The 26,112-nt window shown below is 66.6% G+C and carries 29 protein-coding genes; 11 read left to right on the top strand and 18 right to left on the bottom strand.

The features are described from left to right. Positions 1-84: 84 nt before the first annotated feature. The gene (locus tag D3654_RS18370; RefSeq protein ID WP_120522903.1) at positions 85-846 is read right to left on the bottom strand and encodes a tyrosine-protein phosphatase; all 762 of its coding nucleotides are present in this window, start codon (positions 844-846) and stop codon (positions 85-87) included. Between the two features lie 225 nt (positions 847-1,071). Between D3654_RS18370 and D3654_RS18365 the strand changes: the two genes are divergently transcribed. Then, the gene (locus D3654_RS18365) at positions 1,072-1,881 is read left to right on the top strand and encodes an SGNH/GDSL hydrolase family protein (protein ID WP_120522902.1); all 810 of its coding nucleotides are present in this window, start codon (positions 1,072-1,074) and stop codon (positions 1,879-1,881) included. A 79-nt stretch (positions 1,882-1,960) separates the two neighbouring features. On the opposite strand, the gene D3654_RS18360 is transcribed toward D3654_RS18365, so the two are convergent. The 8 genes from D3654_RS18360 to D3654_RS18325 all read right to left on the bottom strand — a co-directional run bounded on the left by D3654_RS18360 (position 1,961) and on the right by D3654_RS18325 (position 9,655). Further along, positions 1,961-2,824, bottom strand: coding sequence for a 3-hydroxyacyl-CoA dehydrogenase family protein (locus tag D3654_RS18360; RefSeq protein ID WP_120522901.1), 864 nt, complete (start codon positions 2,822-2,824; stop codon positions 1,961-1,963). Next, complete coding sequence (locus tag D3654_RS18355) at positions 2,821-3,687, bottom strand: enoyl-CoA hydratase/isomerase family protein (RefSeq protein ID WP_245413323.1); 867 nt, start codon at positions 3,685-3,687, stop codon at positions 2,821-2,823. Before D3654_RS18355 ends, D3654_RS18360 begins: the two co-directional genes overlap by 4 nt. Continuing rightward, positions 3,687-4,910 (bottom strand): thiolase family protein, encoded by a 1,224-nt coding sequence (locus D3654_RS18350; protein WP_120522900.1) that lies wholly within the window; start codon positions 4,908-4,910, stop codon positions 3,687-3,689. The genes D3654_RS18355 and D3654_RS18350 overlap by 1 nt, the downstream gene beginning before the upstream one ends. A gap of 96 nt (positions 4,911-5,006) precedes the next feature. Then, positions 5,007-5,663, bottom strand: coding sequence for a pentapeptide repeat-containing protein (locus D3654_RS18345; RefSeq protein ID WP_120522899.1), 657 nt, complete (start codon positions 5,661-5,663; stop codon positions 5,007-5,009). Next, a complete protein-coding gene (locus tag D3654_RS18340) occupies positions 5,663-6,121 on the bottom strand; it encodes an SRPBCC family protein (protein WP_120522898.1) in 459 nt (152 codons plus the stop codon). The genes D3654_RS18345 and D3654_RS18340 overlap by 1 nt, the downstream gene beginning before the upstream one ends. 117 nt (positions 6,122-6,238) lie before the next feature. Next, the gene (locus D3654_RS18335) at positions 6,239-7,699 is read right to left on the bottom strand and encodes an amino acid permease (RefSeq protein ID WP_120522897.1); all 1,461 of its coding nucleotides are present in this window, start codon (positions 7,697-7,699) and stop codon (positions 6,239-6,241) included. A gap of 200 nt (positions 7,700-7,899) precedes the next feature. Next, positions 7,900-9,156, bottom strand: coding sequence for an integrase catalytic domain-containing protein (locus D3654_RS18330; protein ID WP_245413322.1), 1,257 nt, complete (start codon positions 9,154-9,156; stop codon positions 7,900-7,902). Positions 9,157-9,472: 316 nt separating this feature from the next. Continuing rightward, a complete protein-coding gene (locus D3654_RS18325) occupies positions 9,473-9,655 on the bottom strand; it encodes a hypothetical protein (RefSeq protein WP_162943793.1) in 183 nt (60 codons plus the stop codon). Between the two features lie 43 nt (positions 9,656-9,698). Here D3654_RS18325 and D3654_RS20580 point away from each other — a divergent pair, with 43 nt between their 5' ends. Together D3654_RS20580 and D3654_RS18320 are read left to right on the top strand one after the other, a co-directional pair. Next, positions 9,699-9,863: a hypothetical protein gene (locus tag D3654_RS20580; protein ID WP_162943792.1), complete on the top strand. Its 165-nt coding sequence runs from the start codon at positions 9,699-9,701 to the stop codon at positions 9,861-9,863. Positions 9,864-9,876: 13 nt separating this feature from the next. Continuing rightward, on the top strand, positions 9,877-11,757 hold the full coding sequence (locus D3654_RS18320) for a hypothetical protein (RefSeq protein ID WP_120522894.1): 1,881 nt from the start codon (positions 9,877-9,879) through the stop codon (positions 11,755-11,757). Between the two features lie 43 nt (positions 11,758-11,800). On the opposite strand, the gene D3654_RS18315 is transcribed toward D3654_RS18320, so the two are convergent. The 3 genes from D3654_RS18315 to D3654_RS18305 are packed head-to-tail and all read right to left on the bottom strand — an operon-like array spanning position 11,801 to position 14,355. Beyond that, positions 11,801-12,676: a metal ABC transporter permease gene (locus D3654_RS18315; protein ID WP_120522893.1), complete on the bottom strand. Its 876-nt coding sequence runs from the start codon at positions 12,674-12,676 to the stop codon at positions 11,801-11,803. A gap of 3 nt (positions 12,677-12,679) precedes the next feature. Further along, entirely contained in the window at positions 12,680-13,414 is a 735-nt protein-coding gene (locus D3654_RS18310; protein ID WP_120522892.1) for a metal ABC transporter ATP-binding protein, read from the bottom strand. Next, positions 13,411-14,355 carry a metal ABC transporter substrate-binding protein gene (locus tag D3654_RS18305; RefSeq protein ID WP_120522891.1) on the bottom strand — a complete coding sequence of 315 codons (945 nt, stop codon included), beginning with the start codon at positions 14,353-14,355 and terminating at the stop codon, positions 13,411-13,413. The genes D3654_RS18310 and D3654_RS18305 overlap by 4 nt, the downstream gene beginning before the upstream one ends. A 119-nt stretch (positions 14,356-14,474) precedes the next feature. Here D3654_RS18305 and D3654_RS18300 point away from each other — a divergent pair, with 119 nt between their 5' ends. The 5 genes from D3654_RS18300 (at position 14,475) to D3654_RS18280 (ending at position 18,836) form a co-directional block, all read left to right on the top strand. Beyond that, the gene (locus D3654_RS18300) at positions 14,475-15,203 is read left to right on the top strand and encodes a CPBP family intramembrane glutamic endopeptidase (protein ID WP_120522890.1); all 729 of its coding nucleotides are present in this window, start codon (positions 14,475-14,477) and stop codon (positions 15,201-15,203) included. 143 nt (positions 15,204-15,346) lie between these two features. After that, positions 15,347-15,784, top strand: coding sequence for a VOC family protein (locus D3654_RS18295; protein WP_120522889.1), 438 nt, complete (start codon positions 15,347-15,349; stop codon positions 15,782-15,784). Positions 15,785-15,806: 22 nt separating this feature from the next. Further along, entirely contained in the window at positions 15,807-16,760 is a 954-nt protein-coding gene (locus tag D3654_RS18290) for a 1,4-dihydroxy-2-naphthoyl-CoA synthase (protein ID WP_120522888.1), read from the top strand. 10 nt (positions 16,761-16,770) lie between these two features. Next, positions 16,771-17,892 (top strand): AMP-binding protein, encoded by a 1,122-nt coding sequence (locus D3654_RS18285; protein WP_120522887.1) that lies wholly within the window; start codon positions 16,771-16,773, stop codon positions 17,890-17,892. Positions 17,893-17,957: 65 nt separating this feature from the next. Beyond that, positions 17,958-18,836 carry a 1,4-dihydroxy-2-naphthoate polyprenyltransferase gene (locus tag D3654_RS18280; RefSeq protein WP_120522886.1) on the top strand — a complete coding sequence of 293 codons (879 nt, stop codon included), beginning with the start codon at positions 17,958-17,960 and terminating at the stop codon, positions 18,834-18,836. A 52-nt stretch (positions 18,837-18,888) separates the two neighbouring features. Here D3654_RS18280 and D3654_RS18275 read toward each other — a convergent pair whose 3' ends face one another. Then, positions 18,889-19,197 (bottom strand): DUF4229 domain-containing protein, encoded by a 309-nt coding sequence (locus tag D3654_RS18275; protein ID WP_120522885.1) that lies wholly within the window; start codon positions 19,195-19,197, stop codon positions 18,889-18,891. An 81-nt stretch (positions 19,198-19,278) separates the two neighbouring features. Here D3654_RS18275 and D3654_RS18270 point away from each other — a divergent pair, with 81 nt between their 5' ends. Further along, a complete protein-coding gene (locus tag D3654_RS18270; protein ID WP_120522884.1) occupies positions 19,279-19,647 on the top strand; it encodes a PLD nuclease N-terminal domain-containing protein in 369 nt (122 codons plus the stop codon). Between the two features lie 63 nt (positions 19,648-19,710). On the opposite strand, the gene ccsB is transcribed toward D3654_RS18270, so the two are convergent. Genes ccsB through D3654_RS18245 form a run of 5 tightly spaced genes read right to left on the bottom strand, consistent with a single transcriptional unit; the run spans position 19,711 to position 24,458 of the window. Continuing rightward, positions 19,711-20,730, bottom strand: coding sequence for a c-type cytochrome biogenesis protein CcsB (ccsB, locus tag D3654_RS18265; RefSeq protein ID WP_205571856.1), 1,020 nt, complete (start codon positions 20,728-20,730; stop codon positions 19,711-19,713). Continuing rightward, positions 20,730-22,406, bottom strand: coding sequence for a cytochrome c biogenesis protein ResB (gene resB / locus D3654_RS18260; RefSeq protein ID WP_120522883.1), 1,677 nt, complete (start codon positions 22,404-22,406; stop codon positions 20,730-20,732). The genes ccsB and resB overlap by 1 nt, the downstream gene beginning before the upstream one ends. Next, positions 22,406-23,161 carry a cytochrome c biogenesis CcdA family protein gene (locus tag D3654_RS18255; RefSeq protein WP_120522882.1) on the bottom strand — a complete coding sequence of 252 codons (756 nt, stop codon included), beginning with the start codon at positions 23,159-23,161 and terminating at the stop codon, positions 22,406-22,408. The genes resB and D3654_RS18255 overlap by 1 nt, the downstream gene beginning before the upstream one ends. A 14-nt stretch (positions 23,162-23,175) precedes the next feature. Next, entirely contained in the window at positions 23,176-23,796 is a 621-nt protein-coding gene (locus tag D3654_RS18250; RefSeq protein ID WP_120522881.1) for a TlpA family protein disulfide reductase, read from the bottom strand. Next, positions 23,793-24,458 (bottom strand): histidine phosphatase family protein, encoded by a 666-nt coding sequence (locus D3654_RS18245; RefSeq protein WP_120522880.1) that lies wholly within the window; start codon positions 24,456-24,458, stop codon positions 23,793-23,795. Before D3654_RS18245 ends, D3654_RS18250 begins: the two co-directional genes overlap by 4 nt. A 199-nt stretch (positions 24,459-24,657) precedes the next feature. Between D3654_RS18245 and D3654_RS18240 the strand changes: the two genes are divergently transcribed. Both D3654_RS18240 and D3654_RS18235 read left to right on the top strand, forming a co-directional pair. Beyond that, complete coding sequence (locus D3654_RS18240) at positions 24,658-25,206, top strand: YceI family protein (protein ID WP_120522879.1); 549 nt, start codon at positions 24,658-24,660, stop codon at positions 25,204-25,206. A 209-nt stretch (positions 25,207-25,415) separates the two neighbouring features. Beyond that, positions 25,416-26,078: a hypothetical protein gene (locus tag D3654_RS18235; RefSeq protein WP_120522878.1), complete on the top strand. Its 663-nt coding sequence runs from the start codon at positions 25,416-25,418 to the stop codon at positions 26,076-26,078. The last annotated feature ends 34 nt before the right edge of the window (positions 26,079-26,112 follow it).

Raw genomic sequence — 26,112 nt, 5'->3', positions numbered from 1 at the left:
AACGCCGGAAGCTTGTTTCAGCCGAAATTACTGACCGGCCGTTCGGTAATCATTTCCAAGAATACATGACGGCCCCGGCCGCTGTTAATGGGTCGGCGGGGATTCCTTGGCGGCCGGCTTCAGCCTGGGCCCTGGCCCCAACTTGGCGCGGACCGCTTCGACCTCGGCGGCGGTGAGGCCGTTGGCCAGGAGGAAGCCCGGAACATCCAGGGAGCGGACGAACTCCAGCAGGCTGGCCTCGCGGGTTTCCAGTAGGGCTTCGAAGCTGGCGTCATCGAGGTATCGTTCGTGGACGTGCGGGACGCCGTGGGTACGGTGGCGTTCATTGATGCCGCGCATTCCCTGCCGGTAGCCGCGGACGACCTCCTCCTCGCCGGCGCCGGCCAGGAGTTGGAGCATAACGGCGACAATGCCGCTGCGGTCCCGGCCGGCCGAGCAGTGCACCACGACTTTCCCGCGGGCAGCCGCGATCGCCTTGAAGACGGCAGCGAGCCGGCCGGAGAAAAGCCGCAGGTAGTGTCCGTAGTGCGCCGGATCCTTCAGGTACGGGCCGAACAGTTCGCCGAACTCCTCGGCGTCGGGGTCTTCGGTGGGGCACTGCACTACCTCGAAACGCTGCAGTAGTTCCGCGGGGACATCGGGATCGGTGTCCCTGGGCTGCCGCTCACGGGGGCTCCGCAGGTCGATCACCGTCCGGACGCCGTCGTCGTACATCTGCTGCCAGCCACCCGGCGTCAGCCATTCACGCCTGCCCATCCGGTACACATCCCCGGCGATATGCCAGGCATTTACGGCGCCGTCCCAAGGGACGCCACCGCGGAGCGATGCCGCAGCCCTCCCATCCATACCTGCCAGCTTTGCACAGGTGGCGGAAAAGCCGAAGGAGTCTTGTGCCGCCGACGTGACGCGGCGGACCGGGCCCGGCGGCAGGGCATCAGGCCTTGCTGGCCGGCCGCACCGCCGGCCCAAACGAGTACCAACTACTCGTGACGGGCGGCCGGCGCGGGAGTAGGGTCGCACTCACAGCGCCCTTTTTGAGACGCCGCTCCGTCGAGACCAAGGGGAATTCCGATGAAACCGCACCACACCAGATCCCGCGCGCTCACCGCGGTGGTATCCCTCACCGCCACGCTCTTCGCCTTCGGCCTGTCCGGCGCCCCGGCCCAGGCAGCGCCAGACTCCGCGGCCAAGCAGGCCGTGGCCTACGTGGGCCTCGGCGATTCCTACGCCGCGGGCACCGGTGGTGGGCCGGAAGCTCCGCCTTGCCTGCAATCGGCCGCCGCGTACCCCACGCTCCTGGGCGGCACCAACCTGGGCTGCTTCGGTGCGACGACCACTGACGTCGCCGTCATTGCCACGAACAACACCGCCCTGCTGGGCAGCGCGTCCGAAATTTCCGTCACTGTGGGCGGAAACGACGTCGGCACCGGGGCCGTGACCGCGGCCTGCGTCCCGGATCCGCTGGGCGCCGCCTGTGCCGGAGCGGTGGCGAACACGCAGATTGCGCTCACCCAGCTTCCCGCCAAGATTGCCGGGCTGGTCGCGTACCTCCGCTCCCTCGCGCCCACCGCCGACATCGTCGTCACCGGCTACCCGAGGCTCTTCACCGTCACCAGCACGATGCCGCCCCAGCAGCAGCTCCTAGCGGCCACCTTCAATTCCATGGCCGACGCGCTGAACGCGGCTATTGCCGCCGGTACCCGCGCGGCCGGGGGCCGCTTCGTGGACGTGACCCAGCGGTTCATCGACCACGGCGTCGGTTCGGACAAGCCGTGGATCAACTTTGACGGCAACCTCCAGAACCCGGACAACTTCCACCCGAACGCGGCCGGTTACAACAACGGCTACCGCACGGCCGTGAACGCTGCCCTGAAGAAGTAGGCGCCGCCCACAAGGGGCGCCCCATACACAGAGTCCGCAGCGGCCGGCCGGCCGTTGCGGACTCTGTGTCACGTCAGACTCAGTCGGTCCAGTCGAAGAAGCCCTTGCCGCTCTTACGCCCGAGTTCTCCCCGGGCCACCTTGTCGCGCAGGATCTGCGGCGGGGCGAAGCGCTCCCCCAGGGTGGAGTGCAGGTATTCGGCGATGCCCAGGCGCACGTCCAGGCCGACGATGTCGGTGGTTTTCAGCGGCCCGGTGGGGTGCTTGTAGCCCAGCACCATGGCGGCGTCGATGTCTTCGGCCGAGGCCACGCCTTCCTCCACCATGCGCATCGCCTCCAGGGCGATCGCGACGCCCAGCCGCGAGGAGGCGAAACCCGGTGCGTCATTGACGACGACGGCGGTCTTGCCGAGTGCCTCCACCCAGCCTTTCGCCGCGGCGGCGAGGTCCGGGGAGGTCTGCTTGGCCAGGACCACCTCGATCAGGGTGGACGCCGGCACCGGGTTGAAGAAGTGCAGGCCCAGGAAGTTTGCGGGGCGATGCAGCTCCGACGCCAGGTCCGAGACGGACAGCGACGAGGTGTTCGATGCCAGGAAAGCGTCCGCGGAGAGGTACGCTTCCACGGCCTTCAGCGCCGTCACCTTGAGCTCGAAATCTTCCGGGACCGCCTCCACCACCAGTCCGCAGTGGATGAACGATTCATAGTCCGTCGACGTGCTGAAGCGGGCCAGCGCTTCCTCGGACGTTTCGCCGAGGGTGCCGCGCGCAGCGGACTTGGCAACGGCGTCGGACACACGGGCGTGTGCGCCGGCGGCGGCCTCGTGGTCCCGCTCCACGACGATCACGGTGGCGCCCTTGACCAGGAAGGCGTGCGCGATGCCGGCCCCCATCCGGCCGCCGCCCAGGACTCCTACGACGTGCGGGATAGCGGCAACGGTGCTCATGTGGTGGTCCTGTCCTGGGGTTCGAGAGGGCTGTCAGTATCCGCGCCGGGGCCGTCCTGCGGAGGTTTCCCCGCGCGGCGCTCGGCCATCTTTTTGTCCAGGAAGTCCTGCATGCGGTCGAACTTGGCCCGCGATTCAAAAAGGATGCCTTGGGCAAGGGTGTCGATCACGGGGTGGGCGCCTTCGGGAGCGTGGAAGACGGACTTGGTGATCCGCACGGCCAGGGGGTCCTGGCGGGCGATCCGGTCGGCGAGTTTGTGCGCGGCGTCCATCAGCACGGGAGCTTCGTAGATGCCGGTGATGAGGTTGATCCGCAGCGCCTCCTCGGCGCGCAGCACGGCCCCGGCCAAGAGGATTTCCTTGGCGAGGGGCTCCCCCACGAGTTCCTTCAGCCGCCAAGTGGCGCCGGCCGCGGCCATGATGCCAAGCCCGGTTTCCGGGTTGCCGATCCGGACGGCAGGGGTGCCGATCCGGAAGTCCGCGGCATAGGCGAGCTCGGCGCCGCCGCCCAGGCAGTAGCCGTCAATCGCGGCGATGACCGGCATGGGGAGCTTGGCGATCCGGGCGAAGATGGTGGAGTTGATGCCGCGCAAGGCGTCGTCACGACGGCGGTCCCGCAGCTGGCCGATGTCCGCGCCGGAAGCGAAGACGCCTTCGGAGCCGCCGATGATCAGGATCTTCGGTACGCGTTCGAGATACTCACAGACCCTGTGGAGTTCGTCGACCATCTGCTGGTCGATGGCGTTGCGCACCTCCGGCCGGTTGAGCAGGACGGTCAGCCGGTCGTCCTGTTCCTCGATCAATAGGGTGCTGAATCCTGCGGGGTCCAGCGGATGTCCGTCCCATGAGAAATCCATTGCCATTACACGCCTTCCAGGAGAAGTGCCGAGCCCTGCCCGACGCCGATGCACATCGTCGCGAGGCCGATCCTACGGCCTGCCCCGGACAATTCGCGTTCCATCCGGCCGAGCAGGGTGATCGCGATCCGGGAGCCGCTGGAACCGAGGGGGTGCCCCAGGGCGATGGCACCGCCGTCGTTGTTCACGGTTCCGGCATCCAGCCCCAGGCGCCGCATGCTGGCGAGGGACTGGGTGGCGAAGGCTTCGTTGAGTTCCACGGCGCCGAGGTCGGCGACGCCGAGGCCGCTGCGGTCGAGGATCTTCCGGGTGGCCGGCACCGGGCCGATGCCCATGATCTCCGGTTCGCAGCCGGCCGCCCCGCCGTCGATGATGCGGGCGCGCGGAGTGAGTCCGTACTTCCGGATGGCCGCCTCGGAGGCGACGATGATGGCAGAGGCGCCGTCGTTGAGGCTGGAGGAGTTGCCCGCCGTGACGATGGACCCGCCAGGAACGACGGGCCGCAGCCCGGCCAGGACCTCCAGGGTGGTCCCTTCGCGGGGCCCTTCATCGGTGTCGACGATGGTCTCGCCCTTGCGGGTCTTCACCGTCACCGGGACAATCTCCTCCTTGAAGCGGCCGGCGGCGATCGCGGCCAGGGCCAGTTCGTGGGAACGGACCGCGAAGGCGTCCGCATCTTCGCGGGAAATGCCGTCCACGCGGCCGACTTCCTCGGCGGTTTCGGGCATCGAGTAGGTCATCTTCCCGTCCCGGGAAAGCTCGCCCTTGGTGAAGCGGGGGTTGGCGAAGCGCCAGCCGATGGAGGTGTCGAAGATCTGGCCGGGCTTGGCGAAGGCGGTGGACGGTTTTTCCTGGACCCAGGGGGCACGGCTCATGGATTCGACGCCGCCGGCCACCACGATGTCCGCGGCTCCCGCCTTGATCATCTGGCCGGCCATGATGATGGCGCTCATGCCGGAGGCACACAGGCGGTTGACGGTGATGCCGGGGATGTGGAGCGGCAGGCCGGCCAGAAGGGTGGCCATGCGCGCGACGTTGCGGTTTTCCTCGCCCGCTCCGTTGGCGTTGCCGAGGATCACCTCGTCGATCGAATCAGGGTCGACGCCGGCCCTCGCCACTGCCTCACCCACCACCAGCCCCGCAAGGTCGTCGGGACGGACTGCGGAAAGCGAGCCGCCGTAGCGGCCGACGGGCGTACGGACGCCGCCAACAAGAAAAGCCTCGACCATGAGCACATCCTTCACGGAGCAGGGCCGGCGAATAATTTACCGACCGTTCGTTCTATAAAGATTACACGGTGCCCGGCCCCGGTCAACAGGAAGGCGTTACAGGACGCGGATGCCGAGGTGTCCGGCCAGCAGCGGAGCCAGCAGGCTGAGCTGGTAGTCGTCGATCACGACGCCGGAAATCCCGCCCAGGCCGTTGACCGCCCGGAATTCGCTGCCGCGCAGGTCCACATCCTTGAGCTTGGCGCCCGTGACGTCGAGCGTGCCGATGGTGCAGTCCTTGAACGCCACCCGGTTCGCCGTGCAGGAGCCCAGGTCCAGTTCGTTGATGATGCAGCCGCTCACCTGGACGTCCTGGAGCTTGGAGCCACGCAGGTTCAGGAAGTCCAGCTTGCCGCCGTCGATCCGCACCGACTGCCAGCTGCCCTCGTACAGTTCGGCGGAGCCCCAGCGCGGGTTGTTGATTTCGACGTCGCGCCAGGAACTGCGCGCGGCGGTGAGGACCGGCGCATAGGGCTCTGTGAGGATGCAGTCCCTGAACGTCGCCCCGCGCAGCTGGGTCTCGTTGAAGGAGGCGCGGTCGAACTCGCACTCGAGGAAATCCGCGCCGCCCAGCTCCTCGCCGTCGGCCCGCACCTGGCTGAACCGGACGCCGTCGTACCTTTCGCCGCGGCGAAAATCCGGGGCGTCGTCGTCGCGCAGTTCCGCCAGCCGCACCGGAGAAATCCTGGGGGCGGCAAGCTTCGCGGCCGCCATCAGAGGGACTCTGCCTTGGCCGCGATCTCGGCGAGGTCCTTGCCCAGGGCCTTGCGGGTCATGCTCATTCCGATTTTTCCGAAGAGGGCCATGGTGACCTTGCTCAGGAGCGTGGGCTTGAGGATCCCGGCGCCAAACGTCAGCGTGAGGTCCGTGCCGCCGTCCCGCCCGGTCAGGGTGAAGCGCGTGGTGTAGTCGGCACCGCCTTGGAGGGCCTTGACCGTGGTGCTGCGTGGCGGGTCGGTTTCAGCCACCCACATTTCGACGGTCTCCTGCCGGCCCATCATGGTGCGGGTCTCCTTCCAGCGGGTTCCTTCGCCGTACGGGCCCTCGCTGAGCATCTGGACGGAGTCGATGCCCGAGAGCGTGGTTGCCGAGCCGGGGATGTCCGAAATGACGGCCCAGACCTTCTCCGGACTGGCGTTGATGTGCTGCGTCAGGGTGGTGGTATGCTCCATGATTCGAGCCTAGACCCGGGCTCTGACAGTCCCAACCGCCGACGGGGATTCGGCTGCGCGGGGACGAAAACGGCGGGCGCCCCCGCAAGGGGACACCCGCCGTCGTAATCCAAAACGTTAGCTGAACAGCTCGCTCTTGGGCTCGTTGTTCTTGACCTTCTGCCAGCCGAGCCAGAGCACGACGGCGAAGAACGGGATGGTGCCCAGCGTCCAGGCGCCGAGGTAGAAGACCTCGCCGTCCTTGCTGGTCATGGTGTCGAAGCCGATCAGCACGGCGATGGCCACCAGTGCCACCAGGCCGGCCCAGCTGGTCCACGGCGAACCCGGCATGGGGAGGCTGGAGACCGTGCCCTTCTTCTTCCGCAGCATGATCTGGCTGGCGAAGATCGAGCCCCAGGTGAAGATCACGCCGATCGAGGCAGTATTGAGCGCCAGGTCGAAGGCGTACGAGCCGCCCAGCCAGATGTTCAGCAGGATGCCCACGAGGTAGACGACGCCGATGGCCAGGATGGCGGCGTACGGGACGTGGCGGGTGGACATCCTGGTGAGCCACTGCGGGGCGTGCCCGTTGTTGGCCATGGTGCGGAAGATGCGGCCGATCGAGTATAGGCCGGAGTTGCAGGAGGACAGGGCGGCGGTGATGACGATCATGTTCATGACATCGCCCATCCAGCCCAGGCCCATCTGGCCGAAAACAGTGACGAACGGGGAGGTGCCGGCCTTGTACTGGTCGGACGGGAGGAGCATGGCGAGCAGGGTCACGGAGCCGACGTAGAAGACCACGATGCGCAGCACGACGGCGCGGATCGCCTTGGGAACTTCGCGTTCCGGGTTGGCCATTTCGCCGGCGGTGATGCCGACCAGTTCGATGGCGTTGTAGGCGAAGATCACGGCGTTCAGGACCAGGATCATCACCAGGCCGCCCTTGGGGAACATGCCGCCGTCGGCATGGAAGAGGTTGGCCACGGAGGCGTGCCCGTCACCCACCTGGGCGTTGGTGACCACCATGAACGTGCCTACGGCCAGGAAGATGACGATCGCGGCGACCTTCAGGCAGGACGCCCAGAATTCGAACTCGCCGAACGCCTTCACACTGAACAGGTTCACGGCCACCAGCAGCACCAGCGCGGCGATCGCGGAGAGTTCCACGGGAACGTTGGGGAAGAAGAACTGGAAGTACAGGCCGATCGCGATCAATTCAGCGATGCCCGTCATGGCCCAGTTGATGAAGTACATCCAGCCGGACAGGTAGGCGCCCTTCTTGCCGAAGAGTTCACCCGCGTAGCTGACGAAGGAGCCGGAGGTCTGGCGGTACATGATGAGTTCGCCCAGGGCCCGCATGAGCAGGTAGGCGATGACGCCGGCGATCGCGTAGGAGAAGATCAGGGCCGGGCCGGTGGAGGCCAGGCGACCGCCGGCGCCCATGAAGAGGCCCACGCCGATGGCGCCGCCCATCGCGATCATGGTGACGTGGCGCCGGCTCAGGGTCTTGCTGTAGCCCTCGGCGCTGAGGGACGGGTCGACGGCGGTTGCCTGGACAGTGGGGTTCTTAAGGTCTGTGGGGGTACTTTGCGACACAGCTGTTCCTTGTGGGTTGGGGAGGTACCAGCGCCCTTTACTGCACGTGATTCGGCTCATAGGCCGGAATCCAGTTCACTTCTGCGAGTTACAGAGCGAATCATCGAAGGGCGAATCCAGCAACCCCATCTTACAGTGTGAAACGCACCACTCGTGACCCGGGCTACACACGGCCTCGCGGACTGCCCTGTTGCCTCATGTCAATACCTCCGGGAAGGGGCATACGTTGCCTCAATTGAATATCTCCGGGGGGTTCGGCGGTTGAAGTCTTCGTTGACGGGTGGTTTGACGGGGGCGGATTGCTTGGCGGTGGCGAGGGTTTCGAGCCGGCCGGTTAGGGAGAGGATTTGCCGGGACAGGGATGCCGGCCTGACTTTGCGGTACTCGGTGTTCATCCGGGCGGTGGCCTTCGGGCCGGTGTGCGGGTCCGCGGCGGCGCGCCGGTGCGGGGTGGCGGGAGCATCGTGGGTCTTGGTGACCTTTGCCCCGCGGCGGGTCTTGGCCACGAGTTTCTGCTGGGGCAGCAGGTAATTGGTGAAGACGGCATCCAGCTCCCAGATCCGGTTCAGCAGCTCCAGTTCCGCGGCGGTGTCGTAGCGCAGGTAGCCGACCAGTTCCCGGACCCTGGACCAGTTTTTCTGCTCCACGTGTGCCCCGTCGTTTTTGTTGTAGGGGCGTGAGCGGGTGAAGGTGATCCGTTGTTCCTGGCAGAAATCGAAGAGCTCGTTGTTGATGAACTCGCCTCCGTTGTCCGAATCGATGCCGATCACCGGGAACGGGAACCCGGAGATGACCTGCTGCAGGGCAGCGAAGACATGCCTTTGGGCCTTGTTGGGCACCGAGCGGTTCATCGTCCATCCGGTGGCGATGTCGGTGACCGTGAGGGTGAAGCAGAACTGCCCGGAACTGTTGGAGCCTTCATGGCTGACCAGGTCGATCTCCACAAAGCCGGGCACGGCGTCATCCCACTGCGCCCAGGTACGGATCGGAATCTGGGACTTCAGCAGCGATCCGGGCTTGGTATGGGACCGTCCGCGCGGCAGCAGCTTGGCCCGTTCCCCGGCCAGGCGCCTGTCGATCGTTGCCGCACTCATCCGTGCCAGCAGCGCTGCCTGGGCGTCGGTGATGTCCAGGGCCTTCTCCCGGCGCAGCATCGGGACCAGTTCGGGCATCACCGCTGCCAGCAGCTTCCCGGCCGGCGCCCGCAGCACCGCCCAGCAGAACACCAGGGCCGGCTGCAGGTCCGCGCCGTACAGCGGTGCCCTGCCGGGCCTGACCGGCCGTGGCCGTGGAGGGTCCAGGGCATGGCGCAGCACCGCACGGGCATGATCCCGGTGCCAGCCGGTCAGCTCAACAACCCCGTCCAGGATCCTGCCCTTCCGGACCCTGTCCCCGGCCCGGTAGGACCTCGCCAACTGCTTCGTCACGGCCTTGCGTTCGGACATCGTCAGACCCATTCACCTTGCGTATCCCCGGACCGCGGCCCCGGCAACACCAGACCAGCCGGAGGAATACTTATGAGGCAACGTATGCCCCTTCGCGGAGGTTATTTGTGAGTCAACGCGACTGCTTCCTGCCCGGGTCATTTGCGGCTAGCCTGTGTTTAGCTCGACAGACACACCCTGCAGGTGGACGGTCTTCGTTGCACCTGGCCTTCGCACTGGATCTGGGGGGAAACTTGCGAATCAGAAGGTTGCTGCCCGCCGTATTTCTGCTTGCCGCGTTTCCGCTTGCCTTAGCCGGCTGCTCCGGCGGAGGCACGGGTCCGGCCGGTCAAAGCCCAAGCCCGGCTTCGTCGTCGTCGGCATCCGCAAGCCTGGGCACCACCCCGCCGACGGAACGAACCCCCTCACCGCCACCTTCGTCCCCCGGTGACGTCTCCACTTCCTTCAACGCGATCGACGCGCTGCGGAACCACAGTTGCACGGCGGGAGCCGACGGCTCCTGGACATTCAAGGGAACCCTCGTCAACTCCACGGGATCCGCGAAAACCTACACGGTGGCCGTCGCAGTGACCATCGGCGCAGCCGTCCAGGGCCACGCCCTGATCACGGAAACCGTTCAGGCCGGAAAGTCTGCCCAGGTCCTGGCCAAGGATTTCGCCCGCACCACGGGCAGGGCCGGCACGTGCGAACCGGTTGTCTCGGCCGAGGACGAGCAGTGAACAAGGACGCCCGGTGAAAAAGGGAACCACAGCGCAGCAGGACACCACAGCGCAGCAGGACATCACAGCGAAACGGGGGAACGCAGTGAAGACCGGACTCCAGGCGAAATTATCGCTCGTGACCGCCACCCTCCTGATCGGCCTTGCTGCGGTTCCCCTGGCGGCAGCTCCGGCCGCCGCCGAGGAGACACCGGGTACGGGGCCGTCGCCAAGCGGCGAGGTGCTCCCAACCGGTGAAGCCAGCCCGTCGGGCGAGCCCAGTCCGAGCGCCCCGGAAACCGGCTCGGTAACGCCGGAGCCCGGCCCTTCCCCCAGCGTGGATCCGCCCGCGCCGCTCGAGGATCCGGCGCCGTCGGAACCTGCCGAACCGTCCACGCCCCCGGAGCCGTCGCCCCCGGAACCGTCCACGCCCCCGGAACCGTCCACGCTGTCAGAGCCGTCGGAACCGGCCTTCACCGCGAGCGGTGCGATCGGCGAGAAGTGGCTCGCACTCGGCGGAGCCGCGGGCGTCCTAGGCGCCCCGATCTCCAAGGAATACTGCGCCGACGGCCTCTGCCAGCAGAAGTTCGAGGGCGGCTTGATCTACTGGACCAGCACGGACGGTGCACACGCGGTCCTTTCGAAGACGGGCCACACCGGTCCGGCGTTCTTCTCGGGTGGCGGCCTGGCCGCGTTCGGCTACCCGCTGGGCGACGAAACCACGGTGCCCGGCGGCACGTCGCAGAAGTTCTCGAGCGGAAAGGTCCTGGTGTGGAACGGAACCGCCGTCTTCCGCATCTGGTCCCGCGGGGCGATCGGCGGGTTCTGGACCGCTCTGGGTGCAACCGCAGGCCTGGGCGTGCCCCTTTCGAACGAGAGCTGCGGGCTCCGGAACGGAGGATGCTTCCAGTCCTTCGCGAAGGGAACCATCTACTGGTCCCCCGCCACCGGGGCCCGCTTTGTCCGCGGTGCCATCCAGACCAGGTGGAAGTCGGTGGGCGCGCAGGACAGCGTGATGGGCTACCCCGTAACCAGTGAAATCTGCGGCCAGCCCGCCAGCGGCTGCCTCCAGCGCTTCCAGGGCGGGAACATCTACTGGTCGCCGGGCAGCGGGGTCTGGGTGGTCAGGGGAGCCATCGGAGGCCAGTACGCCGCTGCAGGCGCCAACCGCGGGCTCCTCCTCTACCCGCTCTCGAACGAAAAATGCGCCAACGGCAAGTGCATCCAGAACTTCCAGGGCGGCTTCATCGGCTGGGAGGGCCACGCGGGAACCCGCATCTATTCCAAGGGCACCGTATGCCAGAAACTGAACAACGGGAAGTCCAAGTACCCCACGTACGGCGCCAACCGCGTACTTCTGACCGTCGCCCGCGACTACAAGGTGTCCCGGTCGACGAGCATTTACTGCAAGAGCCTCGCCGGAACCTACGTTCCTGACTGGAAGACGGACAGCTATGTGGGTGCTTCGGGGTTCAAACCCCCGGGAGTTCCGTCCGGACCCACCCGGTACCTGTTCTCGCCGACCGGGTCCTACAGCGTGACCGAGGCATTCGGCCTTGGCAACCCCGGAACCAAGCTCGCCTACCGCACCCTGAACCCGCGGTCGCGCTGGGGCGGCAACCCCTGGACGCCCACCTACAACAAGTACTTCGAGTCTTCGTCCTGGGTGGGGTGGGACGAGAACATGTGGTACTTCGCCACCAGGTCAACCCACGACTACCGGCAGGGCGTGGTCATCAACTACAACCGGCCGAACATCGTGCAGAACGCAGGCTTCGCGATCTTCCTGCACATGAACAAGGTCCCCACGGCCGGCTGCATCTCGCTGGATGACTGGGCAGTGCTGGACTACATGAGGAAGTCCACGCCGGGTGACCGGATCATCATGGGCACCTACTGGGACCTGTTCCGCTGACGGTTCCGCAGGCCAGCCGTCGCGGCCCGGGGCGGCCCGGCGCTCAACGCGCCAGGGCCACTGCACGCCTCCGCCGCGCCTTCGCCAGCCGCGTGCCGATCAGTCCCTGCCGCGGGCTGAAGAGATAGACGACGGCGAACACCACTCCCTGCGCGAGCACCACCATCGCGCCGGAGGCGGTGTCCAGGTAGTAACTGATGTAGATCCCGGCCACCGAGCAGGCGGCGGAGATGGCCGGGGCAATCACCAGCATCCGGGAGAAGCGGTCGGTCAGCAGGTACGCCGTCGCCCCCGGGATGATGAGCATGGCCACCACAAGCACCACGCCCACGGTCTGCAGCGCCACCACGGAGGTCAGTGCCAGCAGGCCCAGGAGCAGGGCGCCCAGGCGCCGTGGCGAGAGGCCGATCGCGTGGGCGTGGGTGGGATCGAAGGCGTAGAGGGTCAGGTCGCGGCGCTTGAGCACGAGGATGCCGAAGGCCACCACGCCGAGGACCACCACCTGCACCAGGTCCGCGGTGCTCACGCCCAGCAGGTTCCCGAAGATGATGTGGTTCAGGTCCGTCTGGCTGGGGGTCACGGAAATCAGCACCAGCCCGAGGGCGAAGAGCGAGGTGAAAACAATCCCGATCGCGGCGTCTTCCTTGACCCGGCTGGTGTTGCGGACCACGCCGATCAGGGTCACGGCCAACAGCGCGAACACCAGCGCGCCGAGCGCGAACGGCGCGCCCACGATGTAGGCGAGGACGACGCCGGGCAGCACCGCGTGCGAGACCGCGTCACCCATGAGCGACCAGCCGATCAGCACCAGCCAGCAACTCAGGACGGCGCAGACGACGGCGGCGATCGCCGTCGTGATCAGTGCCCGGACCATGAAGTCGTAGCTGAGCGGTTCCAACAGGATGTTGAGCAGGTCCATTGCCTAGCCCCTGTTCATGACGTCGAGGCCGAAGGCCATGGCGAGGTTTTCGGGCTGCAGCACCACGTCCGGGGAGCCGTGCATGAGCACCTTCCGCATGAGCAGGACGGCTTCATCGCAGAGCTGCGGCAGGGCATGGAGGTCGTGGGTGGAGACCAGGATGGTGGCGCCGTCTGCGGCCAGTTCGCGCAACAGGCGGGTGATCGTCGCTTCGGAACGCTTGTCGACGCCGGCGAACGGCTCGTCCAGCAGCATCATGGTGGCCCCCTGGGCGATGCCGCGCGCCACGAAGGCCCGCTTTTTCTGCCCGCCGGACAGCTGGCCGATCTGCCGGTCGGCATACTCGCCCAGTTCCACCCGCTCCAGGGCGTGGTGGACGGCGTCGCGGTCCGCCTTGCGGGGCCGGCGGGTGAAGCCGAGGTGTCCGTACCGACCCATCATCACCACATCGCGCACGGAAAGCGGGAACGCCCAGTCCACGTCCTCGCTTTGCGGGACATAGCCGATTCCGGCTTCCTTGCGCGTCTTCACCGGGGGCTGCCCGTTGATCAGGACCTGCCCGGAATCGGGCTTCACCATGCCCATGATCGCCTTGAACAGGGTGGACTTGCCGGAACCGTTCATGCCTACGAGGCCGCAGATCCGGGCCGGCTCAAGGCTCAGCGAAGCATTCTCCAGGGCGAGCACCTCGCCATAGTGCACCGTGACCTTGTCTACCAAGATGGCCGGAGTACTCATGGGGTCTTTCCCGTCAGCGCGTTGGCGATGGTCCGTGCGTCGTGCCGGATCAGGTCAAGGTAGGTCGGCACCGGGCCATCCGCTTCGGACAGCGAGTCCACGAAGAGCACTCCGCCGAACTTCGCTCCGCTGGCGTCCACCACCTGCATCATGGGCGCGTTGGACACCGTGGACTCGCAGAAGACGGCCGGGACCTTGTGTTCCTCGACGTATTCGATGGCGCGGGCGATCTGCTGTGGCGTGGCCTGCTGTTCGGCATTGACGGCCCAGATGTAGACCTCCTTGAGGCCGACGTCGCGGGTCAAGTAGGAAAAGGCGCCTTCGCACGTGACGAGCGCGCGCTGCCGCACCGGCACGGTCTTCAGTTCGGCGGCCAGTTCGTCCTTGACGGCTTGGAGCTGGGCCTTGTACTTGCCGGCATTTGCTTCGAAGACCGCGGCGTTGGCCGGGTCGAGTTTCGCGAACGCCTTGGCCATGTTGTCGGCATAGATCTGGACGTTCGACGGCGACATCCACGCGTGCGGGTTGGGCTTGCCTTTGTAGCTGTCTTCGGCGATCGGCATCGGGTCCACGCCTTCGCTCACCACGGCGTGCGGGACGTCGAGTCCTTCGACGAACTGCTCGAACCAGACTTCGAGGTTCAGCCCGTTGTCCAGAATGAGATCCGCCTGCGCGGCCTTGCGGATGTCCCCCGGGGTCGGCTCGTACCCGTGGATTTCCGCGCCCACCTTCGTAATGGATTCGACCCGCAGCTTGTCGCCTGCGACATTCTTGGCAATATCGGCCAGTACGGTAAACGTGGTCAGGACGACGGGCCGGTCATCATTGCCGGCGTTCGTGGAACCCCCACAGGCGGACAGGCTTAGCGCGAGGGCGGCGGCGAGGACAAGGGACATATTCCGGACAGCAGCTTTGGTGAACCGAAACAGAGATTTAGGCATACCGAAAACTATACCGGAAGCGCCGGGGAGAGCCGCAATCCCGGCCGGGGAATAGCGCCTATCCGCTCCCCCAACCTCATTTTGCTCGGCTGGGACTCCTCGCGGATAGGCTTAGTCATATGGGCAAGATTCCACCGCCGGGCAGGCTGTACGCCTTCAACGGCCTCGACGCTGTGGCGGCCGGACTCTATCTCGGGCTGATGTTTTTCGCCGCCTTTGCCGGTGCCCTGCTGGCCCCGTTGCTGCAAAGCCTCCTGGCTACGCAGGCGGCGGCCACCTATGCGGTCAACCTCGCCTTCTATGCCTCGGTGGGCATATTCGCCCTCCTGGCCGCGCATGGGGTGGTCGCCCGCGACCTGCGGATCCTGGCCACGCGCCCCTGGTTCACGATGGCCATGGTGCCGTTGTCCGTTGTCGCCATGCTGGTCCTCACGGCCATCCTGGTCACGGCAACGGGGCAAGTACGAGCTTCGGAGAACCAGCTCGGAATCCAGTCCCTCATGATGGGGGTTCCGGCCTGGCTGATCGTTCCGCTGCTGGTGTTCGTGGGGCCGTTCGTGGAGGAGTACATTTTCCGCCACCTGCTGATCGGCAAGCTGTCCGGACGCATCAACACCTGGATCTGCTGCGCCATCTCCACGGTGCTGTTCGCGGGGATCCACGTCTTCGGCGATGAGGGCTTCTCAGCCCAGGCCATGGTTCCCTATCTGGGAATGGGCGCCGTCCTGGTCGCGGTGTACGTCTGGACCGGGAAGAACCTCATGTTTTCCTTCCTGGTCCATGCCGGCAAGAACCTCCTGGCCGTGCTGCTGATCTACGCCCTCCCGCCGCAGTTCTTCGGCGCCTGAGGCCTCCGTCCCCAACTAGCTCGCAGTTGTAGTCGTTTTGAGGGGGCTCAAGACGACAACAACTGCCAGTCAGTTGGGCAACCCGGACCGGAACTGTCCGTAAAACACTACCCTGCAGCCCGCCGTCGTCGTAATTTCAGGGCATGGCACTGAACTTCCAGGTTGTAGTCGACTGCAAGGATCCCCACATGCTCGCCGACTGGTGGGCCGAAACGCTCGACTGGGTCGTGGAGGCCCAGGACGAAGCGTTCATCCGTTCGATGGTCGAGCAGGGCTTCGCCACGGAGGACGAGACCACCACCCACAAGGGCAAGCTCGTGTGGAGGACGGGCGCCGCCATCATTCCGTCGGAAGACCAGGACAAGGCCACCGGCAAGCGGTTCCTGTTCCAGGTCGTTCCCGAGGAAAAGACGGTCAAGAACCGGGTGCATTGGGACGTGCGCCTGGGCGGCCGCGACAAGGACGAGGTCCGGGCCGAGTTGGAGGCGCGCGGCGCCCGGCACCTGTGGACGGCCAACCAGGGCCCGCACGAATGGCACACCATGGCGGACCCGGAGGGCAACGAGTTCTGCATCAGCTGAGCCGGTAACTAAACTCGTCAGGGTGAGCAACGACTTCCCCGCCAAGGTATCCGATGTCTTCGACCCCGCGCACTGGCGCACGGTTTCCGGATTCGACGACTTCCAGGACATGACCTACCACCGGCAGGTGGAACGCGACGAAGCCGGCACCATCATCCGGGACCTGCCCACCGTGCGCATTGCCTTCAACCGGCCGGACGTCCGCAACGCCTTCCGCCCCGGCACCGTGGATGAGCTCTACCGCGCCATGGACCACGCCCGGATGACCCCCGACGTCGCCACCGTGCTGCTCACCGGAAACGGCCCCTCCCCGAAGGACGGCGGGCACTCCTTCTGCTCAGGCGGCGACCAGCGCATCCGTGGCCGGGACGGCTACCGCTACGCCGACGGCGAGACCCAGGAAACCATCGACCCCGCCCGGGCCGGGCGCCTGCACATCCTGGAAGTCCAGCGGCTCATGCGCACCATGCCCAAGGTGGTCATCGCCGTCGTCAACGGCTGGGCGGCCGGCGGCGGGCACTCGCTGCACGTCGTCAGCGACCTCACCATCGCCTCCCGCGAGCACGGCAAGTTCAAGCAGACGGACGCCACGGTGGGAAGTTTCGACGCCGGTTACGGTTCGGCGCTGCTCGCCCGCCAGGTCGGCCAGAAGGCCGCCCGGGAAATCTTCTTCCTGGCCCGCGAATATTCCGCGGAGGACATGGTCCGCATGGGCGCGGTGAACGAAGCGGTGGAGCACGAGCGCCTCGAAGAGGTGGCCCTGGAGTACGCCGCGGACATCGCCCGCCAGTCGCCCCAGGCCATCCGCATGCTCAAGTTCGCCTTCAACCTTGCCGACGACGGCCTGGCCGGCCAGCAGGTCTTCGCCGGCGAAGCCACCCGGCTCGCGTACATGACCGACGAGGCCGTTGAAGGCAAGGAGGCGTTCCTGCAGAAACGGGACCCGGACTGGTCCGCCTTCCCCTACTACTTCTAGGAGCCCGGCTGTGGATGACATCCTGAAGGCCCTCGCGGCTGCCCTGCAAGGCGAGGGACCCGCCGTCGAGATTGTCACGGATCGCGACGGGACCGTCCGGGCCGTCCCCGTGGAGACCCCCGGCGTCGAGGACGCGGCCGTGGTGGTGCGCACCTCGGGATCCACCGGCGCCCCGAAGGCCACCGTGCTCACGGTCGACGCCCTCGCGGCCTCCTCCATGGCCACCGCCATCGCACTGCGCGGCGAAGGCCAGTGGCTGCTGGCCCTGCCTCTGCAGTACGTGGCGGGCATCCAGGTGCTGGTGCGTTCCCTGTTCGCCGGGACCCGCCCCTGGGCGATGGACCTCGCCGACGGGTTCACGCCGGAGGGCTTCACCGCCGCTGCCCTGGAACTGACGGACACCATTCGCTTCACCTCCCTCGTGCCCACCCAGCTGCAGCGGCTCCTCGACGACCCGTCCGCCGACACCCTCGCCGTGCTGCGGCGCTTCAACGCGATCCTGCTCGGCGGCGCACCTGCCCCGGCCGGGCTGCTGGAGGGAGCACGCGACGCCGGCCTCCACGTGGTGACCACCTACGGCTCCGCCGAGACGTGCGGCGGCTGCGTGTACGACGGCGAGCCGCTGGACGGCGTCGAGGTCCGGATCGACGGGGACGGCCGCATCCTGCTGGGCGGCAGCACCCTCGCCGCCGGCTACCTGGACGCCCCCACCGGGTCCGGCTTCTTCGAAGAGGACGGCGCCCGCTGGTACCGCACCGGGGACCTCGGCGAGCTCTCCCCCGATGGCAGGCTCGCCGTCCTGGGCCGGGCCGACGACGTCATCATCACCGGCGGCGTCAAGGTCTCCGCCGCGCATGTGCAGGCTGAGCTGGAAAAGCTCGACGGCGTCAGCGCGGCGTTCGTTGCCGGCGTGCCTTCCGCGGAATGGGGCCAGGCGGTGGCCGCCTATCTTGCGGTCGGCGAACCGGCGGCTGCCAGCCCGGACGAGCTGCTCGACGCCGGGCGTTCGGCCCTCGGGGCACTGGCGCCGAAAACCGTCATCACCGCGCCCGCGCTGCTGATGCTGCCCAACGGGAAACCGGACCGGCTCGCCATGGGCGCACTGCTCAGCGAACAGCATCAGGCAGAATAGACAAGTTCCCCGCATCCACCGCCGGTCCCGTCCGGCCCCACCGCGAACAACACGAGGTACAACACGTGGCAACAGCTGCACAATGGATCCAAGGCGCCCGGCCGCGCACCCTGCCAGCGGCGATCGCCCCGGTGCTTATCGGCACCGCGGCCGCCTACGAACTGCAGTCGTTCCACCTGTTCAACGCGATCCTTGCGGCTTTGGTGGCCCTGCTGCTGCAGATCGGCGTCAACTATGCCAACGACTATTCCGACGGCATCCGCGGAACCGACGAGGAGCGCGTCGGTCCCCTGCGCTTGGTGGGATCCGGAGTAGCCAAGGCCCAGGACGTGAAGTGGGCCGCCTTCGGCGCGTTCGGGCTGGCCATGCTGGTGGGCCTGGTCCTGGTGCTCATCACCCAGGCCTGGTGGCTGATCCTGGTCGGCCTGGGCTGCGTGCTTTCGGCCTGGGGCTACACCGGCGGCAAGAACCCCTACGGCTACATGGGCCTCGGCGACGTGTTCGTGTTCGTGTTCTTCGGCCTCGTGGCCACCCTGGGCACCACCTACACCCAGGCCGGGCAGGTCAGCCTTCCCGCGGTCATCGGCGCCATTGGCACCGGGCTGATCGCCTGTGCGCTCCTCATGGCCAACAACGTCCGGGACATCCCTACGGACACCATCGCCGGCAAGAAGACCCTGGCGGTGCGGTTGGGCGACCGGCACGCACGCGAGAGCTATGTGCTCATGCTGGCCCTGGCGCTGCTCCTGGTGGTGGTCCTCGCGCCCACCAAGCCCTGGATGCTGATTGTGCTGCTCCTGGTCCCGGCCTGCCTGACGCCCGCTTGGCTCATGGTCAACGGCAAGCGCAAGAACCTCATTCCGGTGCTCAAGCAGACCGGCCTGATCAACCTCGGCTACAGCCTGCTGTTCTCGCTCGGCCTGGTGTTGAGCGTGGGCTTCTAGGGGTCGAAAAAATCCCTGGCCAGTCCTCTGGCCGGGGATTCTCCCGTAAAGCTCAGGCGTCCTTGGGGCGCCGGTCGTTCTCGACCCGGACTTCGGGGTGCTCGTCCACCAGGCGGTCCTCGGCGTCGGCGTCGTCGACTTCGCCGGCCGAACGCAGCGGCTTGGCCCGCCCGGAGAAACGTTCACGCATGGCGGCCGTGGCGGCGTCGCGCTGTTTCTGGAAGAAAAGGTAGCTGATCGCGAAGGCGATCAGCCCGGCGAAGACCACCGCCAGGATGGGGCCTGTCCCCAGGAAAAGGCACAGCACGAACAGCGGCACGAACAGCGCCAGACGGATCAGGGAGTACTTGAGGAAAGCCACGGATCAAGTTTACCGTCCGGACGCCCGCCGGCCGTCGCCGGCGGGCATCACAGCCCTCACACGGTCGCTAGACTTGAAGGTATGCCGCGCGTTATTGCAGTCATCCTCGTCCTGTTGGTCTTCGTGTATGGCCTGGTGGATGTGATTCGCACAGACGGGCGCTACGTCCGGGGCATCTCCAAGCCGGCGTGGATCGTTGTGATGGTGGTGCTTCCGGTCCTGGGAGCCATCCTGTGGTTCATCTTCGGACGTCCGTACGGCGGACGGGCCGTCCAGCAGGTCTTCCCGGGCCACCCGACCGCGCCCGACGACGACCCCGAGTTCCTGCGCAACCTCGAAATCCGGCGCCGAAACCAAAGCGAAGCGGAACGGCTGAAGAAGCTCCGGAAGGAACTCGAGGAGCGGGAACGCAAGCTCGGGGGCGAGTCGGCGTCCGACGGCGACGCCTAAGGGCTAAAGCGGCCCCAAAACGGGAAACGCCGGGCGAACCGCCCGGCGCCGCCCTAAACCGCTTTACAGGCCCGAGTACGAGTGCAGGCCGTTGAAGAACTGGTTCACGATCGTGAAGTTGAAGATCACGCACAGGTAGCCCACGATCGACAGCCAAGCGGCGCGGGTGCCGGTCCAGCCGCGGGTGGCGCGGGCGTGCAGATAACCGGCGTAGACCACCCAGATCACGAAGGTCCAGACTTCCTTGGTGTCCCAGCCCCAGAAGCGGCCCCAGGCCTTCTCGGCCCAGATGGCGCCGAACATCAGGGTGAAGGTCCAGCCCACGAACGCCACGGTGTTGATCCGGTAGGACAGGTTCTCCAGGCTGAGGGCGTCCGGAACCAGGCGCATGAAGCCGAGCTTGTCGGCGCCGCCGGCCTCAAGCGTCTTCTGCCGGTGCGACTGGACCAGCTGCAGCGCGGACATGGCGAACGTCAGCGTGAAGAGCGCCGAGGACAGCACCGCGATGGACACGTGGATCACAAGCCAGTAGCTCTGCAGCGCCGGGACGAGGTGGCCCACCGGGGTCCAGTAGGCCACGGACGCGGCCACGAGCATGATCACGGCCAGGCCGATCACGAAGGTTCCCAGGAAGCGCAGGTCGCGGCGGACCAGGGCCAGCAGGAAGACCACCACGGCAACGAACGCGCCGGTGGTGAGGAATTCGTACATGTTGCCCCAGGGCACGCGGCCTGCGCCGAGGGCCCGGGTGACCACGCCGGCACCGTGGATGAGCGCGCCGAGGATGGTCAGGGCCACCGCGACGCGGGCAGGTGCCCGGCGCTCGGCGGCGTAGCGCATGTCAGCACCTGCGGTGCGTGCTTCCGCGGACCCGGCTGCCGGGACGGCTTCCGAACCGGCGCTGCCGACGGCGACCGGCACCTTGGCGGCGGCAGCGGCCTTCAGGTCGACGGCGCGCAGCGTCTTGCTGCTCTTGGCCAGGTCCCAGGCGAAGGCGACAAACGCCACCGTGTACGTGCCTGCGGCCAGCAGCATGAAGAGCTCGCTGTACTGGCCCATGGTCTCGTTGATGGAGAACAACATTACTGGTCCTTAGTCTTTGTCGAGGCGACGGTGTCGGAAGTTTCGGGGGCGTCCGGCCCCAGCTGCCATTCGCGCTGGAACAGTTCACGGATCGCGGCGGATTCGCCGGCCAGGCGGTGGTCTTCACCGCGGGCCAGCAGTCCGTACTCCACCATCGTGCGTCCGTCGTCGTGGGTTCCCGTGCGGACCCAGACGCGGCGGCGGTTCAGGTAGAGGGAGACCACCAGGCCGGCGACGGCGAGCAGGGCGAAGAACAGGGCACTCACCTGGCCCGGGTTGTGGTGGATGTCCACGCCAACGTACTTCTTGACGCCGTCGAAACTGATGCTGCCCTTGCCGTCCGGCAGGGTGTACGTCTTGCCGGGTACCAGGGTGATGCCCTTGGTGGGGAGGTCGCGGCCGTTGAGTTGGGTGAGGCCCTTGACGTCGAGCTCGAACACGTTCTGCGGGGTGCCCTTGTCCAGGCCGAGGTCGCCGTAGTACGAGTTCAGGCTGAGCTGCGGGTTGATGAGTTCCGGGTCGCCGCTGAAGGACACGCCTTGTTCGGTGACGAACGCGGTGGGCAGGAAGAAGCCGGCAAAGCCCAGCTGCTCGGGCTTGGCGTCGGGGACCTTGATGACCACCGAGGAGTAATAGTTGTCGCCCTGCAGCTTGGCCACCACGGGCCCCTGCAGCGCGACGTTGCCCTTGCCGTCGCGGACGGTGACGACCGGTGCGTAGCCGTTGCCGGTGAGGTAGATGCTGGTGCCGCCGAGGGTGACGGGGTCATTGACCTTCAGGACCTTCTTTTCGGCCGGTGCGCCGGGGTTTTCCTTGGTGGTGACCTGTGCGGTGAAGTCGATGGGCTGGCCGAAATGGGCCGGCGATTCACGGTCGAACTTCACGTCGAACTTGTCCAGCTGGATGGAGTAGGGCTGCAGCCAGCTGCTCTGGAAGTTGGTTCCGGGGCTGAACTGGTCGTAGCCCACCAGGGTGTTCACGAACGTGTCCCCTTCCACCAGGATGCGCTGGCCGCTGTAACCGAACAGCCCGCCGATCGCCACGGACACCAGCACGCCGATCAGCGAGGTGTGGAAGACGAGGTTGCCCACTTCCTTGAGGAAGCCGCGTTCGGCACCGAGGGAGGGCCGGTCGCCGTCGGCGTCCCTGACCTCCACGCGGTAGCCGCGCTTCCTGAGCAGCGCGGCGGCATCGGTGATGGCGCGCGACGCCGGGATCCCGGCGTCGGCGGGGACCACCAGGGTGCCGTACTCCGGAAGGCGGGACAGCCGCTTCGGGGTCCGCGGCGGCTGGGAGCGCACCGCCCTGTAGTGCGCGATGGCGCGCGGGGTCACGCAGCCGATCAGGGAGATGAACAGCAGGAGGTAGATGGCCGAGAACCAGGCCGAGGAGTAGACGTCGTAGAGCTGGACTGCATCCAGGATCTTGCCGTAATCCGGGTGGTCCTTGATGTACTGCGTGACGACGGCGGGGTTGGCCGGTCGCTGCGGGAACAGCGAACCCGGAACGGCGGCCACCGCCAGCAGGAGCAGCAGGAACAGCGCGGTGCGCATGCTGGTCAGCTGGGTCCAGGCCCAGCGGAGCATGCCCTTGAGGCCGAGTGTGGGCAGTGCTGCCCCGGCCTTGGCGTCCTCGAGGGTCTTGGATTTCTTGGTGTCTTCCACGGGCTCGCTCATCAGATCGGCAACTTCACATCGGTTTGGAACCAGTACTGCAGCCCGGTGACCCAGGCACCCCACACTCCGCTGGCCATCAGGATCCCCAGGAGGATCAGGATGGCCCCGCCGGCCCGCTGGATCGCCAGGCGGTGCTTGCGGAAGAAGGACATGATGCCGGCGCCCTTGCGCACGGCGAGGGCGATCAGCAGGAACGGCACGCCCAGGCCCAGGCTGTACACGAAGGCAAGCAGGGCGCCCTTGGCGGCGGAGGAGCCGCCGGACATGCTCAGCAGCTGCACGGCCGAATAGGTCGGACCGATGCACGGTGCCCAGCCCAGGCCGAAGGTGATGCCCAACAGCGGCGCACCCCACAGACCGGCCGGGGGCTTCGCGTGGATCTTCGCGTCACGCTGCAGCCAGCTGAAACCGCCCATGAAGACGACGCCCATGACGATCACCAGAATGCCCAGCAGCTGGGTGATCCAGGCGTTCTGCGGGCCGGAAAGCAGCGTGCCGAGCTGGCCGAAGGCGCCGCCGAGCAGGACGAAGATCACGGAGAAGCCGAGCACGAACAGCCCGATTCCGGCAAGCATGCGGCCGCGCCGCTGCTTTTGGAGGTCGACGCCGGTCAGCCCGGTGACGTAGCCCAGGTACCCGGGCACCAGGGGCAGCACGCACGGCGAAAGGAAGGAGACGAGTCCGGCCAGCAGGGCCACCGGGATGGCCAGGAGGAGGGAACCGTTGAGGATGGTCTCCGCGAAGGGGCTGTTCACGTTCGTCCGGCCGCCTACTCGGCTGCCGCGGCGCTGATGAGGGCCTTCAGGGTGCCCTTCTCGACTTCGCCCAGGACGCGGGAGGCAACCCGGCCTTCCTTGTCCAGGACGAGCGTGGTGGGCACGGCATTCGGCGGAACCAGGCCGGAAACGGAGAGCAGCACGGAGCCGTTCTTGTCGTTGAAGCTCGGGTACGTCAGGCTGAAGCTCTTCTCGAAGGCCTCGGCGGTGGCTTTTTCATCGCGCAGGTTCACGCCGAAGAACTGGACGCCCTTGGTTTTGAAGTCCTGGTGCAGGCCCTCAAGGATCGGCGCCTCGACCCGGCAGGGGGCGCAGGCCGCGAACCAGAAGTTCAGCACCGTTACCTGGCCGAGGAGGTCTGCGGCCTTCACCGCGGTGCCGTCGAACAGGGTACCGTCAATCTGCACCGGGGCCGAGCGTTCGGCCTTGGCGAACTCGGTGACGGAGCCGTCACCGGCGATGTAGTTCTTGTTGTCGCCCACGTTCGCCTGCTTGGCAAGGTTGTCTTCCTGCGGGGCGCAGGCCGAGAGGCCAACGGTCAGTGCCGCGAGGGCCGCTCCCCCGGCGGCGAGGAAGCGTCGTCGGGAGGTGTTGCTGTGCTTTTCCAATGTCATGCTCCGGGAGTGCTTGCGGCGCCGGGCAGCAACGCTGCCGCGGGCTCGCTGTAGTCGACCCGCACGAGGGCGCCGTCGGCGTCGAACACCAAGGACGTCAGGGACGTCAGCGTGCATTCGCGCTTGCGCGGGTCATGCCACAGCCGGCGCCCTTCGGCGCTGCGGCGGGTGGCGTAGATGGGCAGCTGGTGGCTCACCAGGATCGCTTCGGCACCGTCTCCCCCGAGTTCGACGGCGCGCTGCCGGGCGTCCTCGATGGCGGCGCGCATGCGCGCCACCTGCTGGGTGTATGGCTCGCCCCAAGACGGGCGGAGGGGGTTCCGGAAGTGGAACCAATGCTTCGGCTTCAGGAACTCCGAGGGCCGCGCGTGCAGTCCCTCGAAGTGGTTCTCGGCCTCGATGATCCGGGGATCCGTATGGATCTCCAGGCCCAGGGCGTCCGAGCTCGGCTGGGCGGTTTCCTGGGCACGCGTGAGCGGTGAGGCCACCAGATGGACGATCTTTGCCCCGGCCGCGACGCGCGCTTCGAAGTGCTCGGCGAGCACGCGCGCCATCGCCTGTCCGCGCTCGGACAGGTGGAATTCGGGCAGTCTGCCATACAGGACGCCGTCGGGGTTATATACCTCGCCATGGCGGAGCAGATGGACAGTTGCGTGGGGCATGTCTACCAGTTTCTCAAAGAGGATGGGCAATCAGAAATCTTCTACGCCACGTAGAACTGAAGTTCCGGAAAAAATGTTCCCCGGAGATGGAATAAAAGATGCATTTGCATGTTTATACTGGATGCAAGATCGGTTGATTGTTCAAGTAACTGTCCTCCGACCGGAGAATTCCACCCACACCTACTCCAAGGAGAACGCCATGACCCTCCCCGCCAACGTCACCACCGGTACCTGGACCCTCGACAACTCGCACAGCGAAATCGGCTTCACCGTCCGCCACGCCGGCATCAGCAAGGTCCGCGGCCAGTTCACCGAAGCCGAGGCCACCCTGGAACTGGCGGACCACCTGGCCGACTCCAAGGTCAACGCCACCATCCAGACCGCCAGCTTCGACTCCGGCGACGTCAACCGCGACGGCCACGTCAAGGGCGAGGACTTCTTCGACGTCGAGAAGTTCCCGGAGATCAACTTCGTGTCCCGCCACATCAAGGCCAACGGCGACAGCTTCGACCTGGTGGGCGACCTGACCATCAAGGGCGTCACCAAGGAGGTCGCCATCGAGACCGAATTCAACGGCGTCGCAGTGGACCCCTTCGGCAACACCCGCGCCGGACTCTCGGGCGAGACCACCATCAGCCGCAAGGAATTCGGCCTGACCTGGAACGCCGTACTGGAAGCCGGCGGCGTGCTGGTCAGCGACAAGGTTGTCATCAACCTCGAACTGGCCTTCATCGCCCCCGCCGCCTGAGTCTCCCGCAGTTCCCGGAAGCGGCGCTTCCCGGAAGGTACGCGGATCTCCGCTACCGCCGGGCAGCGCCGCTTTTCGTTGCCGCCCTCCGGACGGGCATCCATGCCGTGAATCCACCCGCTGGAGCATTCACCACGAGGCCGCGTGAAGGCCGGGAGTTCGCCGAAAATTTCCTAGGAAACCTTCAACCTCAGGTCTACAGTGATGCCATGAGTAACCCAAACGAAGTTCCTCAGCAGCCAGGCTCACAACCTCCGCCCTCCGGCGATGTTCCTCCCGCCGGCTACCAGCCCCCGCAGGGCGCACCGCAACCACCCAACTACCAGGCGCCGGGTTACCAAGCTCCCGGGTACCAGGCACCCGGCTACCAGGCACCGCCTCCGGGGTACGGCATGCCCACCGCCGGAGCGAACAATGCTCCGCCCGCCGGCTTGGGATACGCGGCTCCGGCCCGGAACACTTTCGGCCTTGACTTCAACAACATCGCCCAACGCTTCCGCGACACCACCGGCGTTCCGCAGCAGCTGACTTTGTCCTACTGGCTCTGGGTCGGCGCAGCCGCCCTTGGCGTTGTGGCAAGCCTGATCAACATCTTCGCGCTCCGCGGCTACTTCGGTGAGCTTCTCGTCGGCCCCGGCATCGTAGGCTTCGTATTCAGCCTGATCTTCGCTGCCCTGTACATCTTCATCGCGATCCGGCTCAAGGAAGGCGCCCGGTGGGCACGCCTGGTGCTGAGCATCCTGGCCGGACTTGCCGTGATTTCGCTGCTACTCCAACTGGTCACCCTGAACCTGGGCTTCATTGGCTCCGCGGTCGCGGTGGCGGCCGGTGTGCTGATGTGGCTTCCGGAGTCGCAGAAGCATTTCGCATAAACCCGTCCACATAGGGACAGTGCTTGCCCGAAGG

The sequence above is a fragment of the Arthrobacter celericrescens genome (genome assembly GCF_003614925.1).
GTDB lineage: Bacteria > Actinomycetota > Actinomycetes > Actinomycetales > Micrococcaceae > Arthrobacter > Arthrobacter celericrescens.
Note: the sequence above shows the minus strand (reverse complement) of the source record. Positions and strands in the feature narration are given on the sequence as shown.